We start from the raw sequence: 14,340 nt of genomic DNA on the forward strand, positions 1-14,340 counted from the left end.
CCAACCAGGCTGCCGTCGGTCAGCGTTTAGGTAGTGCGGGCACGGAGGGCAAGGGGTTGGCGAGCGCGCCCGCGGCCGGCGCTACGCCGGCGACCACCGCGCGCCCGCCCGCGAGGCTCACGCGCCCGGCCGCGAGCCAGGCGAGGGCGGCCGGGTAGATGCGGTGCTCCTCGGCCAGCACGCGGGCGGCCAGCACCGCTTCCGTGTCGTCCGGCAGCACCGGCACCGCGGCCTGGGCAATGATCGGCCCCTCGTCCACCCCCGCGCTGACCAGGTGCACGGTGCAGCCATGCAGCAGTACGCCGGCGGCGAGCGCGCGCGCATGCGTGTCGAGCCCCGGGAAGGCCGGCAGCAGGGACGGGTGGATGTTGACCAGCCGCCCCTCCCAGCGCGCGACGAAGCCCTCGGTCAGCAAGCGCATGAAGCCGGCCAGCGCGATCGTCTCGATTCCGTGGCGGGCGAACTCGGCCTCCATCGCGGCCTCGAAGCCGGCGCGGTCGCGCGGGAAGGCGCGGCTTTCGACGACAGCCGTCGGCACGCCGCGCGCGGCCGCATGGGCCAGCCCCGCCGCATCGGCGCGGTTCGACAGCACCAGCGCGATCGTCGCCGGATAGTCCGGGTCCTCGGCTGCGGCGAGCAGCGCCGCCATGTTGGATCCGCGCCCCGAGATCAGCGCCGCGACGCGGCGGCGGCTCATCCCGGCCAGCCGGGCGACAGGCCGTCGATGCGCACCGCGGCGGCGCCGGGCGCGGCCTCGACACGGCCGATGCGCCGGACCGTCTCGCCCTGCGCGGCCAGCAGCGCGGCGGCGGCCTCGGCCTGCGCGGCGCCGACCACCACGGCCATGCCGATGCCGCAGTTGAAGACGCGAAGCATCTCCTCGGGCGCGACCTCCCCCACCCGGGCAAGCCAGGCGAAGACCGGCGGCGGTGTCCAGGCCGTCGCATCGAGCACGGCCAGCGTGCCTTCGGGCAGCACGCGCGGCAGGTTGCCGGGCAGCCCGCCGCCGGTGATGTGCGCCGCGGCCTTGACCAGCCCGGCGCGATGCAGCGCGAGCACGGACTTCACGTAGATCCGGGTCGGCTCCAGCAGCGCCTCGCCCAGCGTCCGGCCCGGCGCGAAGGGCGCGGGGTCAGCGAGGCCGGCCCCGCCGCGGTCCAGGATGCGCCGCACCAGCGAGAAGCCGTTGGAATGGACGCCCGACGCCATCAGCCCGAGCACCACGTCGCCCGGCGCCACGTCGCCCTTCGGCAGCAGCGCGCCGCGCTCGGCCGCGCCCACCGAGAAGCCCGCGAGGTCGTAGTCGCCCTTCGCGTACATGCCCGGCATCTCGGCCGTCTCGCCGCCGACCAGCGCGCAGCCGGCAATGCGGCAGCCCTCGGCGATGCCGGCGACGACGTCGCGCGCGGCCGCGACCTCGAGCTTCCCGGTCGCGAAGTAGTCGAGGAAGAACAGCGGCTCCGCGCCCTGCACGACCAGGTCGTTGACGCACATGGCGACCAGGTCGATGCCGACGCCGCCATGGATGCCGGCATCGATCGCGACGCGGAGCTTGGTGCCGACGCCGTCGGTCGAGGACACCAGCACGGGATCGACGAACCCCGCCGCCTTCAGGTCGAACAGCGCGCCGAAGCCGCCGAGCCCGCCCATGGTGCCCGGCCGGTCGGTCGAGCGGGCCAGCGGCTTGATGGCGTCCACCAGCGCGTCGCCGGCCTCGATGTCCACCCCGGCGGCCCGGTAGGTCAGGGGGGATGACGGGGAACTGGTCAGGGCGGCCTCCGATCGGGTATTCGCTGGATCAGGCAGCGCGGCGTGGCGCCGCGCGGGGTTCGTTCGGCGCGGCGGTTCGTCGCGCGGGGCCGGCTCCCGAAGCCGGCACGGGATGGGGAATGCAATGCCGCTCACGGTGCGAACGGCGCGGACGCGCGGAAAGAACCATGCGGCGCGGCTCCTCGCAACCGTCCTGCTTGGGCTCGCCGTGACGATCCCGGCGGCGCGAGCGCAGGAGGAGGCTCCGGCGACCGTGTCCTATGTCCAGCGGGGCGTGCCCGCCGAGGCGACCGCCGAGAACGGCGTGATCGCGCGCGAACGGGCGCTGGCCTCCGGCCGCCGCGCGGCCTGGGACAGGATCGCCTCGGCCGCCGGCGTGTCCCGCTCCCTGACCGACGCGCAGATCGAGGCCATGGTCGCCTCCATCGTCATCGAGGAGGAACGGACCTCCCCCACCCGCTATTCCGGCCGCATCACGGTCAACTTCGTCCCGTCCCGCGTACGCGCCGTGACCGGCGGGGCCGCCGCGGCCGAGGCCGGCCAGGGCACGCCCCCAGGCGGCGAAGCGCCGTCCCGCCCGCCCCCGCCGGTCGTGCCGACCGCGACGGTCGAGGCCGTGGCGCTCTATGGCTCGCTCAACGAATGGCTCGAATTGCGCCGGCGCCTCGCCGCCTCGGCACGGCTCGAGGTGGTGGCGATCTCGACCGACCGCGCGCGGCTGCGGCTCGGCCTCAGGGGCGCGCCGGCGGTGGCGGCGGAGGAGCTGGCGCGGCAGGGCGTGAGCCTCGTGCCCGGCTCCGGGGCGCCGGGCGATGCCTGGCGCGTCGGCCTTGCCGGACGCACCTGACCAGGGCCGGCGCATGGCCGGGCCCGGCCCGGCCGAGGGCGAGGCGGGGCTCTTCACCGTGCCCAACCTCATCACGCTCGCGCGGCTCTGCGCCGTGCCGGCGGCGGTCTGGCTGATGCTGCAGCACAGGCTCGACATCGCCTTCCTGGTCTTCGTGGGCGCCGGCGTGTCGGATGCGATCGACGGCTGGCTGGCGCGGGTGTGGAACGCGCGCTCGGCGATCGGGGCGCTGCTCGACCCGATCGCGGACAAGGCGCTGCTGGTATCCGTCTATGTCACCCTGGCGGCAATCGGCGTGCTGCCGGACTGGCTCGCCATCCTGGTCGTGTTCCGCGACCTGCTGATCGTGGGCGGCGTCGTCTTCCTCTGGGTGCTGGGCTTCCCGACGCGCATCCGCCCGCTGTTCGTCTCGAAGGCGAATACCGTGGCGCAGATCGCCCTCGCGGCGCTGGCGCTGCTGCTGGCGGGCTTCGGCCTCGCCGCGCCGATGCTGCTCGATGCCATGATCTGGCTGGTCGTAGCCACCACGCTCGCCTCCGGCACGGCGTACGTGGTGCAGGCGGCGCGGCTCACGGCGGCTGGCGCGCCATGACCGACGCGCCGTCGCGCCCGCCCGCGAAGCCCGAGGCGCGCGCCCAGCTTCAGCCCGCGCCGCGCTTCCCGGCACCGGCGGGCCCGCGCACCGCGACGCGGGCGCAGCGCACGGCGCTGCTGGCCGGGCTTGGCGGCGCGCTGTTGTTCTGCCTCTGGCTGTTCCAGGGCATCCTGACCCCCTTCGTGCTGGCCGGCGTCATCGCCTATTTCCTCGACCCGATGGCGACGCGGCTGGCGCGCATCGGCGTGCGGCGGGGCCTCGGCGCCTTCGTGCTGGTCTTCCTGCTGATGGCGCTCGGGCTCGTCGCGGTGCTGCTGCTCTATCCGCTCGTGCTCGCGCAGGTGGGCATCCTTGTGCAGCGCCTCCCGAACTACATCGCCGGCGTCGGCACCCTGCTGCGCGACGGGCTCGAACGGCTGGAGGAGGCGCTCGGCCCCGATATGGTGGACCAGCGCCTGCGGGAACTCGCGATCAACCAGGCGGCGTCCATGCTCTCCTGGCTCGGCACCGCGACGACGCGGCTGATCGGCGGCGGCTTCGCGCTGTTCCAGGTCTTCACGCTGGTGGTCGTGGTGCCGGTCGTGGCCTTCTACCTGCTGCGCGACTGGCAGGGGATGCTGGGCCGGATCGAATCCTGGCTGCCGCGCAAGAACGCCGCCGTCCTGCGTCAGCTGGCGCGCGACACCGACCGGGTGCTGTCGGCCTGGCTGCGCGGGCAGTTGCTGTGCTGCGCGGCGCTCGGCGTCTTCTATGCCATCGCGCTGCAGCTGGTGGGGCTCGAGCTCGCGCTGACGGTCGGCATGATGGCCGGCATCCTGACCTTCATCCCCTATGTCGGTTCGCTGACCGGCTTCGCGGTCGCGGTGGTGCTGGCCATGGGGCAGTTCGGCACCTGGAACGAGGTGATGTGGGTGGTCGGCATCTTTGTCGTCGGCCAGACCATCGAGGGCTACGTGATCTACCCCTACCTGCTGGGTGACAGGGTGGAACTCCACGCGGTCTGGGTGATCTTCGCGCTGTTCGCGGGCGGCGTGGCGTTCGGCTTCCTGGGCGTGCTGCTGGCGGTGCCGATCGCGGCGGCGCTCGGCGTGGTCGCGCGCTACTGGCTGCGCCGGTATCTCGAAAGCCCGCTGTATCTCGACCCGCCGCGGACGGGGGCGTGATCGCGCGCGGGGGGCCGCGGCAGTTCGCGCTGCCGCTGGCGCTGCCGGCGTCCTGCGACCGGGCGGACCTGCTGGTCGACGAGACGAACGCCGATGCCCTCGCCTGGCTCGACCGGCCGGAGGCCTGGCCCGGCGGGCGCCTCGCGCTGTTCGGGCCGGAAGGGGTGGGCAAGACGCACATGGCGCGTGCCTTCGCCGCCGAGCGGGGCTGGCGATGGCTGGACGGCCCGGCGCTGCGCGGCCTGGTGCCGCCGTCGCCGGGCGGCACCGTGCTGGACGACGCCGATGCCGTGGCGGAGGACGCGGCGCTGCTGCACCTCATCAACCTTTGCGCCGAGCGGCAAGAGGGCCTGCTGCTGGTGGGGCGGGAGGCGCCCGCGCGCTGGCCGGTGCGCCTGGCGGACCTGGCCAGCCGGCTGCGTGCGACCAGCGCCGTCGGCGTCGGCCCACCGGGCGAGGACCTTCTGGCCGCGCTGCTGGCCAAGCTGTTCGCCGACCGGCAACTGCGTGTCGGCCCGGAAGTGCAGGGCTGGCTGCTCGCGCGCCTGCCGCGCGAAGCCGCGGCGCTGGCCGAGGCGGTGGCACGGCTCGACCGCGCGGCGCTGGGCGCGGGCGGGCCGGTCACGCGGGCGCTGGCGCGCGCCGCGCTGGCAGGCTGGGATGGCTTCGGCGCCGCGGCCGAGGATGACGCTTCCGCGACAGGGCGAGAGGCGGCCTCGCCCGCCACGCCGGCCCTGCTGTAGACTTCACCGCATGACCGACGCCCTGCCCATCGCCGCGGAGGCGCCCGAGGCGCTGCTGACGAGCCCCGACCGCTTCATCAACCGGGAACTCTCCTGGCTGGCCTTCAACCAGCGCGTGCTGGAGGAGGCGGCGAACGAGCGCCACCCGTTGCTGGAGCGACTGCGCTTCGTCGCCATCTCGGCCTCGAACCTCGACGAATTCTATTCCGTGCGCGTCGCGGGGCTGGTCGGGCAGGAACGCGCGGGCATCGTGAAGCTCAGCCACGACGGCAAGCGGCCGGCCGAGCAGCTGGCCGCGATCCACGAACAGGCGCAGGCGCTGATCGCCGGCCAGCAGGCGACGTGGCAGGACCTGTGCGTGCTGCTGCGCGACGCCGGCGTCGCGCTCAGCGAGACGGCAGAGCTCGACGCCGCCGACCGCGAATGGCTCGACGGCTGGTTCATGGACCGGGTCTTCCCGGTGCTGACGCCGCTCGCGGTCGACCCGGCGCATCCCTTCCCGTTCATCTCGAACCTGTCGCTCTGCATGGTGCTGAAGCTGGTGCGGGAGGAGGATGGCGGCACCATGCGGGCGCTGCTGCCGCTCAGCCCGCAGGTGCAGCGCTTCATCCGCCTCCCCGCGCGGGAGGGGGAGCGCGGTATCCGCTTCGTGCTGCTCGAGGACCTGATCCTGTTGTTCCTCGACCGCCTCTTTCCCGGCTTCATCCCTGCCGAGACGGGCCTGTTCCGGGTCATCCGCGACACCGACGTGGAATTCGAGGACGAGGCCGAGGATCTCGTGCGGTCGTACGAGACCGCGCTCAAGCGGCGACGGCGCGGGCGGCCGATCCGCCTGTCCGTGACCGCGGCGACGCCCGGCGACATGCTCGACTTCGTGGCCGAGGAACTGGGCGCGTCCAAGGCCGAGGTCTTCGTGGTGGACGGGCTGCTCGGCCTGTCGGACCTCACGCAGATGATCGTGGACGACCGGCCGGACCTGCTGTTCACGCCCTATACGCCGCGCTTCCCCGAACGCATCCTGGATTTCGGGGGCGACTGCTTCGCGGCGATCCGTGCGAAAGACATCGTCGTCCACCACCCCTACGAATCCTTCGACGTGGTCGTGCAGTTCCTGCGCCAGGCGGCGCGCGACCCGAACGTCGTCGCGATCAAGCAGACGCTCTATCGCACCACCCGCGACAGCACGATCGCCAAGGCGCTGATCGAGGCGGCGGAACTGGGCAAGAGCGTCACCGGCATCATCGAGCTGAAGGCCCGCTTCGACGAGGAGCGCAACATCGCTCTGGCGCGGGAACTGGAAGCCGCGGGCGTGCAGGTCGTGTACGGCTTCGTCGAGCTGAAGACCCACGCGAAGGTGAGCCTCGTGGTACGGCGGGAAGGGCCGCACCTGAAGTCGTACGCGCATTTCGGCACGGGCAACTACCACCCGGTCACGGCGCGCATCTACACCGACCTGTCCTACTTCACCGCCGACCCGGCGCTGACGCGCGACGCCGCCAAGCTGTTCAACTACATGACCGGCTATGCCCGGCCCGAGAGCATGGAGAAGCTCGCCTTCTCGCCGCTCACGATCCGCCCCACGCTGCTCGGCCTGATCGAGCGCGAGGTCGAGTTCGCGAAGGAAGGCCGGCCGGCGGCCATCTGGATCAAGATGAACTCGCTGGTCGACGAGGGGTTGATCGACGCGCTCTATGCCGCGTCCCGCCAGGGCGTGAAGGTGGATGCGGTGGTGCGCGGCATCTGCTGCCTGCGCCCGGGCGTGAAGGGGCTCAGCGAGAACATCCGCGTGAAGTCGATCGTCGGGCGCTTCCTCGAGCATTCGCGCATCTGCGTCTTCGGCAACGGCCACCGGCTGCCGTCGCGGCGCGCGCGCGTCTTCATCAGCAGCGCGGACTGGATGGGCCGCAACATGGACTGGCGCGTCGAGACCATGGTGCCGGTCGAGAACCCGACCGTGCATGCCCAGGTGCTCGACCAGATCATGGTCGTGAACCTGAAGGACTCGATGCAGTCCTGGCAGCTCGGCCCCGATGGCGCCTGGACGCGGCTGAAGCCCGGCGACAAGCCGGTCTCGGCGCATGAGTACTTCATGACCAACCCGTCCCTTTCGGGCCGCGGCAGCGCGCTCAAGGGCGCGCCGCGGCGGCCGCGCCAGGACCGCGTGCTGCAGGACTGAGCCCATGAACGCCCCCCTGACCGATGCCGCCCCCTGGCACGAGGACGGGCTGCGCGCGCCGCGCTCGGCAGTGGTGGATCTCGGCTCGAACTCCGTCCGCCTCGTGGTCTTCGAGGGGCGTGGGCGCAACCCGCTGCCGATCTTCAACGAGAAGGCGGTGCTCGGCCTCGGCCGCGGCCTGCAGTCGACCGGCCTGCTGAACGAGGAAGCGGTCGAGCAGGCGCTGACCGTCATGGTGCGCTACCACACGGTCGCGCGCGCCATGGGCGCCGACCCGGTCGAGGTGCTGGCGACAGCGGCGGTGCGCGACGCCGGCAACGGGCCGGCCTTCGTGGCGGCGCTGCGCGCGCGGCTGCCCGACCTGCCGATCCGCGTGCTGACGGGCCAGGAGGAGGCCCTGATCTCGGCCGATGGCGTGCTGCTCGGCTTCCCCGACGCCGACGGCGTGCTGGGCGACATCGGCGGCGGCTCGCTCGAAGTGGTGGAACTGGCGCATGGCCGCGCCGGGCGGGCGGCGAGCCTCCCGCTTGGCGCCATCCGCCTGGCCGAGCGCGCCGGCGGCGAGGTGCAGCGCGCCCGCGGCCTGGCGGACGAGGACTTCGCCCGCGTTCCCTGGCTGGCCGACGCCGCGGGCCGCGACCTTTATCTGGTGGGCGGCGCCTGGCGGGCGCTGGCGCGGATCCACATCGCGCAGACCGCCTATCCGCTGTCGATCGTGCACCACTACGTCCTGCTGCGGGAGGAGGCGCGCGACCTCTCAGGCGTCGTGATGGCGGCGACCCGCCGCACGCTGGAACGCATGCCCGGCGCGCCGACCAAGCGGCTGGCGGACCTGCCCTGGGCCGCGGTGGTGCTGCGCCGGCTGCTGCGCGCGACCGGCGCGCGCCGCGTGGTGTTCAGCGCCAACGGCCTGCGCGAGGGCTGGTACGCGCGCCGGCTCGGCGCCGAGGTCCGCCAGGCGGACCCGCTGCTGGCCGCCGCGCAGGAGCTGGCGCACCGCTTCGGCCGCGACCCGCGCCTGCCGGGCGCGCTGGCGCGCTGGACCGCGGGCCTGTTCGAGGCCGAGGGGCCGGCCGATGCCGCGCTCCGCATCGCCGCCTGCTGGGCGAGCGACATCGGCAGCCACGACCACCCCGACTACCGGGCGGAGCATTCCTATTTCCGCGTGCTGCGCCAGCCCGGCGTCGGGCTCGACCACCATGCGCGCGCCTTCCTCGCCCTCGCCGCGGCGCTGCGCTACGAGGCCGGGCCGGATGCGCCCTACCTGCAATCCGCCCGCGTGCTGCTCGACCTGCCCGCGGTGCGGCGGGCGGAGGTGCTGGGGGCCGCGCTCCGCCTCGCCTACACGCTGTCGGGCGGCACGCCGGAGTTGCTGGCCGGCACCGGGCTGGAGCGCCGCGGCGGCCGCCTCGTGCTGCGGCTGGTCGAGGGCACGGGCGTCTTCGCGGGCGAGAGCGTGCTGCGGCGCGTCGAGGCGCTGGCCGCGGTGCTCGGCCTGGAAGCGGCGGTCGAGGTCGCGGGCTAGAGCAGCGCCTCGATCCGATCACGCGCTGCCCTCGAGCAATATCCGATCAGATGAAATCACCCGATCGGACTTCTTGCTCATCGTGAATAGATCGACTCCAGAGCAGCTTACGTCCGCCCGGCGGAACCGCGCCGCGGTTCCATCCGATCGGACGCTGCTCTAGGTCGCGGCGCGGACCACCCCGACGGGGCGTTTCTCCGGCCGCGGGAGCGGCTCCGCGGCGATGGTGCGCCGCATGAAGGTGGGCCACAGCGCCTGGCTCGTCGCCGGCTCGGACAGCCGGCCCGCGGCGCCGGGGGGACCGGCCGGGGGCTTCGTCGTGCCCGGTGGGTCGATGTCTGCCATCACGCCCCTCCGTTCTCTGACTGGCGTATTGGTAATGCCCCGGCGCGCGGCATACAAACGAAGCTTACGTGAAGCCGCCTGCGATCCGCCCGCGCACCGTCTGGACCATCGGCGCGGGATCGGCCAACAGGGAGGCGTGGACGGCGCAATCGCGCCGCCGGGAGGAAACCGCATGATCCGCCGCCGCGCGCTGCTCGCCGCCCCTGCCCTCGCCCTGCCCGCCGCCGCCGCGCGGGCCCAGGCCTGGCCGTCGCGCCCGATCCGGATCGTCGTGCCCTACCCGCCGGGCGGCTCGACCGACGTGCTCGGCCGCACGCTGGCCGCGGCCCTGCAGGACGCGATCGCCGGCAGCACCTTCGTCGTGGACAACCGGCCAGGCGGCGCCGCCGTCGTCGGCACGCAGGCGGTCGCCCAGGCGGCGCCGGACGGCTACACGCTCTCGCTCGGCAACAACCAGACGCATGCGGCCAATGCCGCGATGCTGCCCTCCCTGCCCTTCGACCCGGTGGCGGATTTCGCGCCCATCGCGCGGCTGGCCGCGGTGCACCACGCGATCGTGGTGCCCGCGAACGGGCCGCGGACGCTGGCCGAACTCGCCGCCCGCGGAAAGGGCGGCGGGCGCGTCACCTACGCCTCCTCCGGCGCGGGCTCGGCCAGCCACGTCATCGCCGAGACCTTCGTGCGGCGGGAGCAGATGGAGGCGACGCACGTCCCTTATCGCGGCGGCGCCGCGGCCACGACCGATACGGTCGCGGGCACAGTGGATTTCTTCGTCTCGACCTGGCCGCAGGTGGTGGCGCTGGTGCGGGACGGGCGGCTGCGGGCGCTCGGCATCGGCGCGCCGGCGCGCCTGCCCGAGACGCCGGACGTGCCGACCTTCGCGGAACTGAATGCACCCGACCTCGCGGTCGATGCCTGGTTCGGCCTCTGGGCGCCGGCGCGCACGGATGCCGCGATCGTGACGCGCCTGTCGGAGGCGCTGGTCGGCATCCTGCACACCCCCGCGATGCGCGAGCGCCTGACTGCCCAGGGCTTCGTCGCCGCGCCAATGCCCGCCCCGGCCTTCGCCGCCTTCCAGCGCGAGGAGATCGAGCGCTGGCGCCGCATGGTCGAGATCACGGGCATCCGCCTGCCGGGGTGATCCGGGCGCGGCGGCGGGTCATTCCTGGAGCACGAAGGTTTTTACCTTCGTGCCCCTCAGGCGCCGGGCGGGCCGCGGTTGCGGCCTCGACCCTTCGGGCCGCAAGCCGGAACTTCTGCGCGTGGCATCACGCCTTCTTCTGCCAACCCCGCTCGCCCTGCTGCCAGTAGGTGAGCGCTTGGCCCGCCGCCTTCGCCACGGCCCAGCGCCGGCGGGCCGCGGCGACCGCTTCCTCGTCCCCGCCGTCGAACAGGTCGAGCACGCGGTCGAACTGCGCCAGCCGCGCGCTGTCCGCCCCGTCCACCAGCACGAGGAAGCGCGCGCCATTGGCCGGCGCCGCATCCTCGGTGCCGAGCAGCACCGGCTGCAGCGCATCGTTCGGCCCGCCGGCCAGGCCATGCGGCAGCCAGTCGGGATCGGCGGCGAGCCAGAGCGCGGCGTCGAGGGCCTTCGCGCGTTCGGCCTCCGCGCAGAGCACGAAGGCGCGCCCGCCCGCGGCGAGGACGCGGCCAAGCAGGCGGGGCAGCGCCTCCTCCAGCCGTGTCCGCGTCAGGTGGTAGAAGCCGATCTCGGCCATGCGGTCACTTGGTCGCGCCGGGCGCGGCGCAGCGCAGGCGGTACCAGTTGTGCAGCGGCGCCGGGTCCTGCGGCCCCCGCACCCAGGTCTCGAACAGGTAGGTGCCGGACGGCTCGACGACCGCGCGGTTGAAGACGGCCCGCACCTGGCCAGGCGCATTGCCGTCCGGGAAGGTGGCGAGCCTCACCGAGACGCCGCCGCCCGTCGGCGTGAACTCGGTCGTGGTGCGCGTGCCGTTGCGCAGCGTCAGCAGCACGCGGCGCACGCCCTCGGCATCGGCCAGCACCTCGTGCGCGGTGGCGGGCATGATGCCGGGCCGGGTGCTGCCGTCGACCCGCTCGCACGACGCGAGCGGCTGCGCCGGGGCCACGCCCGGCAGGCCGAGGATCAGCAGGGTCAGCGCGAAGCGCCGCATGGGTGCCTCCCTCCTCACGGTTCCGCCTCGAAGCGTAGCGCAACCAGACGGTCGAGGAGGCGCGCGCCGAAGCCGGTCGGCCCCGCGCGGCCGAGCGCATGGGCGGCCTCGGCGGTGTCCACCCCCGCGATGTCGAGATGCGCCCAGGGCAGGCCGCCCGCGAATTCGCGCAGAAACGCCGCCGCGTGGCAGGCATCGGGCAGCAGCCGCCCACCGGCCGCGCCCGAGCCCGCCGGCGCGCATTGCCGGAGGTCGGCGATGTCCGAGTGCAGGTCCTCCCGGTGGCGCTCCCCGATCGGCAACGGCCAGAGCGGCTCCCCCACCGCCTCCCCCGCCGCGGCGGTGGCGGCCATGAGCGCCGCATCCGTGCCGAACAGCCCGGCGCGATGATGCCCGAGCGCCGTCACCACCGACCCGGTCAGCGTGGCGAGGTCGAGCACCGCGCGCGGGCGGAAGGCGGTGATGGCATGATGCAGCGCGTCGGCCAGCACCAGGCGGCCCTCCGCGTCGGTGTCGATCACCTCGACCGTGCGGCGCGATGCGGTGCGGATCACGTCGCCGGGGCGATAGGACCGCGCACCGGTCGCGTTCTCGGCGATGGCGAGGACCGCGACGGCCGGGGCCGGCGACCTGCGCCGCGCCAGGGCCAGCATGGCGCCCGCGCATGCGGCGGCACCGGCCATGTCGGCGCGCATCGCCTCCATCCCCGCGGCCGGCTTGATCGAGACGCCGCCGGTATCGAACACGATGCCCTTGCCCACGAAGGCGACCGGCGCCAGCGGCAGCACGCCGCGCCAGCGCAGCACGACGAGGCGGGGCGGGCTCGCGCTGCCGGCGCCAACGGCCAGCAGCGCGCCGTAGCCATGGCGCTCGAGCCATTTGCGGCCATGGACCTCGACCTCGATCCCCTCCTCCACCAGCGCCTCGAGCCGCTCGGCGAAGGCGCGGGTGGTCAGGCGGTTGGCGGGCTCGGCCGTCAGGTCGCGCGCCAGCAGGCAGCCCGCGACGCCGGCAGCGCGGGGGGCGAAGGCGGCCTCGACGGCGGCCGGTTCGGGCGCATGGACGGTCAGGCGCCGGAGCGGCCGCGGCACGCCCTGCGTGCGAAGCGCATCGAAGCGCCAGGCGCCGAGGGCCACGCCCGCAGCCACGGCGGCGGCGTCCTCCGGGGCCAGGTTCGCGGCCGCCAGCGCCAGTTCGGCAGGCTCCCCGGAGGCGAGGACGGCGGCGGCGCCGGCTGTTTCGAAGGCGAGCGGCGAGCGCTCCGGCCCGATGCCGGCGAGGATGCGCCGCGGCGTCCCCGGCAGGTCGAGCACACGTCCCGCCTGCCCCACGAAGCGCGCGGCGCGCGCCGCCGCCGCCACGGCCTGGGGCGGCGCGGCGCCCTCGGCCAGCGGCAGGATGCAGGGCGTGTCCGCCGCGGGGGTGCCGCGGCGGAATTGGACGGTGATCACGCGCGCGCTCAGCCCTCGTAGTGCTCGGCGACCAGGCGGTCGAGCATCCGCACGCCGTAGGCCGTGGCGCCCTTGGGCGCGGTCGGCAGGTCCTTGCTGCTCCAGGCCGTGCCGGCGATATCGAGGTGCGCCCAGGGCCTGTTCTGCACGAAGCGCTGGATGAACTGCGCGGCGGTGATCGACCCGCCGGGCCGCCCGCCCACGTTCTTCATGTCGGCGATGTCGGACTTGATCTGCTTGTCGTAGGCCTCGCCGAGCGGCATGCGCCACGCCGCCTCGCCCACCGCCTGGCCCGCCGCCTCGATGCGCGCGGCCAGCGTGTCGTCGTTGCTGAACAGCCCGGCATGCTCATGGCCCAGCGCGATGATGATGGCGCCGGTCAGCGTCGCGAGGTCGATCATGAAGCGCGGGTCGTGCTTCTCGATGCAGTAGTGGATGACGTCCGCCAGCACGAGCCGGCCCTCGGCGTCGGTGTTGATCACCTCGACCGTCTGGCCCGAGGCGGTGGTGACGACATCGCCCGGCCGCTGCGCGGTGCCGGAGGGCATGTTCTCGACCAGGCCCACGATGCCGACCACGTCGGCCTTCGCCTTGCGGCCGGCGAGTGCCGCCATCAGGCCGATCACGGTGCCGGCGCCGGCCATGTCCCACTTCATGTCCTCCATGCCGCCGGCGGGCTTGATGGAGATGCCGCCGGTGTCGAAGGTCACGCCCTTGCCGATGAAGGCGAGCGGCTTGCCCGCCTTCTTGCCCTTGGGCGCGCCGTTCCAGGTCATGACCACCATGCGCGGTTCCTGCGCGCTGCCCTGCGCGACGCCGAGCAGCGCGCCGAAGCCGAGCTTCTTCATCTCCTTCGGCCCCAGAACCTCGACGCCGAGGCCGAGCTTCGCCAGCGCCTTGCAGCGCTCCGCCGCCTCGACCGGGGTCAGCACGTTGGGCGGCTCGCTCACCAGGTCGCGCGCCAGAAAGACGCCGTCGGCGACCGCCTGCATCGGCGCATAGGCGGCCTTGGCCTTCGCGACGTCGGCGACGGCGACGGCCACGCGCTCGAGCTTCGGCTTGTCCTCCTCCTTTTGCGTCGTGCGGTAGCGATCGAAGCGGTAGGATTTCAGCAGGACGCCAAGGGCCAGGGAGGCGGCCAGGGCGGGCGTGAGCCCATCGGCCGCGACCACCGCCTCGCGTTCCTGCGCCAGTGGCCCGGCGATGGCGCCGCCCGCGGCCTCGGCGCCCGCGGCCGCGATGTCGGCCGCCTTGCCGAGCCCGACAGCGACCACCTTCGACAGCCCCGCCCCCGGCGCCCAGAGCGTCGCGCTCTGTCCCTTGCGGCCCTTGAACTTCGCCGCCTCCAGCCCGCGCGAGATGGCGCCGCCCGTCGCCTCGTCCGCCTGCTTCGCGAGGCCCGCGAGCGGCGCCTCCTCGGCCAGCGGCAGGACGAGCGCGCCGGCGCGCGGCAGGGCAGGCTTGACGAAGGCGATGTCGGGCATGGGCGGGCGTCTCCGGACGGGCGGATGAGGAATGGTCCACATTAGGCACCGCGCCGGCCGGCGGCCAGGGGCGGGGCTTGTCCCCGACGCCGCATGGCGCCACACGGC

14 protein-coding genes are annotated in these 14,340 nt (G+C 74.0%); 7 read left to right on the forward strand and 7 right to left on the reverse strand.

Features of this window, described 5'->3' with window-relative positions:
• Positions 1-19: 19 nt before the first annotated feature.
• Positions 20-697, reverse strand: a complete 678-nt coding sequence (gene purN, locus E8M80_RS10450) for a phosphoribosylglycinamide formyltransferase (protein ID WP_137125621.1) — start codon at positions 695-697, stop codon at positions 20-22.
• The gene (gene purM / locus E8M80_RS10455) at positions 694-1,770 is read right to left on the reverse strand and encodes a phosphoribosylformylglycinamidine cyclo-ligase (RefSeq protein ID WP_137125701.1); all 1,077 of its coding nucleotides are present in this window, start codon (positions 1,768-1,770) and stop codon (positions 694-696) included. Before purM ends, purN begins: the two co-directional genes overlap by 4 nt.
• Positions 1,771-1,894: 124 nt before the next feature.
• Between purM and E8M80_RS10460 the strand changes: the two genes are divergently transcribed.
• The 6 genes from E8M80_RS10460 to E8M80_RS10485 are packed head-to-tail and all read left to right on the forward strand — an operon-like array spanning position 1,895 to position 8,819.
• Positions 1,895-2,617, forward strand: coding sequence for a hypothetical protein (locus tag E8M80_RS10460; RefSeq protein WP_137125622.1), 723 nt, complete (start codon positions 1,895-1,897; stop codon positions 2,615-2,617).
• Between the two features lie 13 nt (positions 2,618-2,630).
• Positions 2,631-3,209: a CDP-alcohol phosphatidyltransferase family protein gene (locus E8M80_RS10465; protein ID WP_137125623.1), complete on the forward strand. Its 579-nt coding sequence runs from the start codon at positions 2,631-2,633 to the stop codon at positions 3,207-3,209.
• A complete protein-coding gene (locus E8M80_RS10470) occupies positions 3,206-4,375 on the forward strand; it encodes an AI-2E family transporter (protein WP_137125624.1) in 1,170 nt (389 codons plus the stop codon). Before E8M80_RS10465 ends, E8M80_RS10470 begins: the two co-directional genes overlap by 4 nt.
• Entirely contained in the window at positions 4,372-5,118 is a 747-nt protein-coding gene (locus tag E8M80_RS10475) for a hypothetical protein (RefSeq protein ID WP_206035607.1), read from the forward strand. Before E8M80_RS10470 ends, E8M80_RS10475 begins: the two co-directional genes overlap by 4 nt.
• 10 nt (positions 5,119-5,128) lie before the next feature.
• Positions 5,129-7,294, forward strand: coding sequence for an RNA degradosome polyphosphate kinase (locus E8M80_RS10480; protein WP_240789978.1), 2,166 nt, complete (start codon positions 5,129-5,131; stop codon positions 7,292-7,294).
• A gap of 4 nt (positions 7,295-7,298) precedes the next feature.
• Positions 7,299-8,819: a Ppx/GppA family phosphatase gene (locus E8M80_RS10485; RefSeq protein ID WP_137125626.1), complete on the forward strand. Its 1,521-nt coding sequence runs from the start codon at positions 7,299-7,301 to the stop codon at positions 8,817-8,819.
• Between the two features lie 159 nt (positions 8,820-8,978).
• Here the strand turns inward: E8M80_RS10485 and E8M80_RS10490 are convergent, their stop codons facing one another.
• Positions 8,979-9,164 carry a hypothetical protein gene (locus E8M80_RS10490; RefSeq protein WP_137125627.1) on the reverse strand — a complete coding sequence of 62 codons (186 nt, stop codon included), beginning with the start codon at positions 9,162-9,164 and terminating at the stop codon, positions 8,979-8,981.
• 172 nt (positions 9,165-9,336) lie between these two features.
• On the opposite strand from E8M80_RS10490, the gene E8M80_RS10495 reads away from it, so the two are divergent.
• On the forward strand, positions 9,337-10,305 hold the full coding sequence (locus tag E8M80_RS10495) for a tripartite tricarboxylate transporter substrate binding protein (protein WP_137125628.1): 969 nt from the start codon (positions 9,337-9,339) through the stop codon (positions 10,303-10,305).
• A 127-nt stretch (positions 10,306-10,432) separates the two neighbouring features.
• Here E8M80_RS10495 and E8M80_RS10500 read toward each other — a convergent pair whose 3' ends face one another.
• From E8M80_RS10500 to E8M80_RS10515, 4 genes are read right to left on the reverse strand one after another with little or no spacing between them, the layout of a single operon-like run.
• Positions 10,433-10,882, reverse strand: coding sequence for a DNA polymerase III subunit chi (locus E8M80_RS10500; RefSeq protein ID WP_137125629.1), 450 nt, complete (start codon positions 10,880-10,882; stop codon positions 10,433-10,435).
• 4 nt (positions 10,883-10,886) lie between these two features.
• On the reverse strand, positions 10,887-11,297 hold the full coding sequence (locus E8M80_RS10505) for a hypothetical protein (RefSeq protein ID WP_137125630.1): 411 nt from the start codon (positions 11,295-11,297) through the stop codon (positions 10,887-10,889).
• A 14-nt stretch (positions 11,298-11,311) separates the two neighbouring features.
• Positions 11,312-12,748, reverse strand: coding sequence for a M17 family metallopeptidase (locus E8M80_RS10510; RefSeq protein ID WP_170979321.1), 1,437 nt, complete (start codon positions 12,746-12,748; stop codon positions 11,312-11,314).
• 8 nt (positions 12,749-12,756) lie between these two features.
• Entirely contained in the window at positions 12,757-14,232 is a 1,476-nt protein-coding gene (locus E8M80_RS10515; protein ID WP_137125632.1) for a leucyl aminopeptidase, read from the reverse strand.
• Between the last annotated feature and the right edge of the window lie 108 nt (positions 14,233-14,340).

This window comes from Roseomonas sp. HF4, from assembly GCF_005222755.1.
Lineage (GTDB): Bacteria > Pseudomonadota > Alphaproteobacteria > Acetobacterales > Acetobacteraceae > Neoroseomonas.

What these genes read in the sequence shown, in the direction of transcription:
- purN (WP_137125621.1), bottom strand. Translation starts at nt 697, where the DNA reads ATGAGCCGCCGCCGCGTCGCGGCGCTGATCTCGGGGCGCGGATCCAAC.
- E8M80_RS10460 (WP_137125622.1), top strand. Translation starts at nt 1,895, where the DNA reads ATGCCGCTCACGGTGCGAACGGCGCGGACGCGCGGAAAGAACCATGCG.
- E8M80_RS10465 (WP_137125623.1), top strand. Translation starts at nt 2,631, where the DNA reads ATGGCCGGGCCCGGCCCGGCCGAGGGCGAGGCGGGGCTCTTCACCGTG.
- E8M80_RS10470 (WP_137125624.1), top strand. Translation starts at nt 3,206, where the DNA reads ATGACCGACGCGCCGTCGCGCCCGCCCGCGAAGCCCGAGGCGCGCGCC.
- E8M80_RS10480 (WP_240789978.1), top strand. Translation starts at nt 5,129, where the DNA reads ATGACCGACGCCCTGCCCATCGCCGCGGAGGCGCCCGAGGCGCTGCTG.
- E8M80_RS10485 (WP_137125626.1), top strand. Translation starts at nt 7,299, where the DNA reads ATGAACGCCCCCCTGACCGATGCCGCCCCCTGGCACGAGGACGGGCTG.
- E8M80_RS10490 (WP_137125627.1), bottom strand. Translation starts at nt 9,164, where the DNA reads ATGGCAGACATCGACCCACCGGGCACGACGAAGCCCCCGGCCGGTCCC.
- E8M80_RS10495 (WP_137125628.1), top strand. Translation starts at nt 9,337, where the DNA reads ATGATCCGCCGCCGCGCGCTGCTCGCCGCCCCTGCCCTCGCCCTGCCC.
- E8M80_RS10500 (WP_137125629.1), bottom strand. Translation starts at nt 10,882, where the DNA reads ATGGCCGAGATCGGCTTCTACCACCTGACGCGGACACGGCTGGAGGAG.
- E8M80_RS10505 (WP_137125630.1), bottom strand. Translation starts at nt 11,297, where the DNA reads ATGCGGCGCTTCGCGCTGACCCTGCTGATCCTCGGCCTGCCGGGCGTG.
- E8M80_RS10515 (WP_137125632.1), bottom strand. Translation starts at nt 14,232, where the DNA reads ATGCCCGACATCGCCTTCGTCAAGCCTGCCCTGCCGCGCGCCGGCGCG.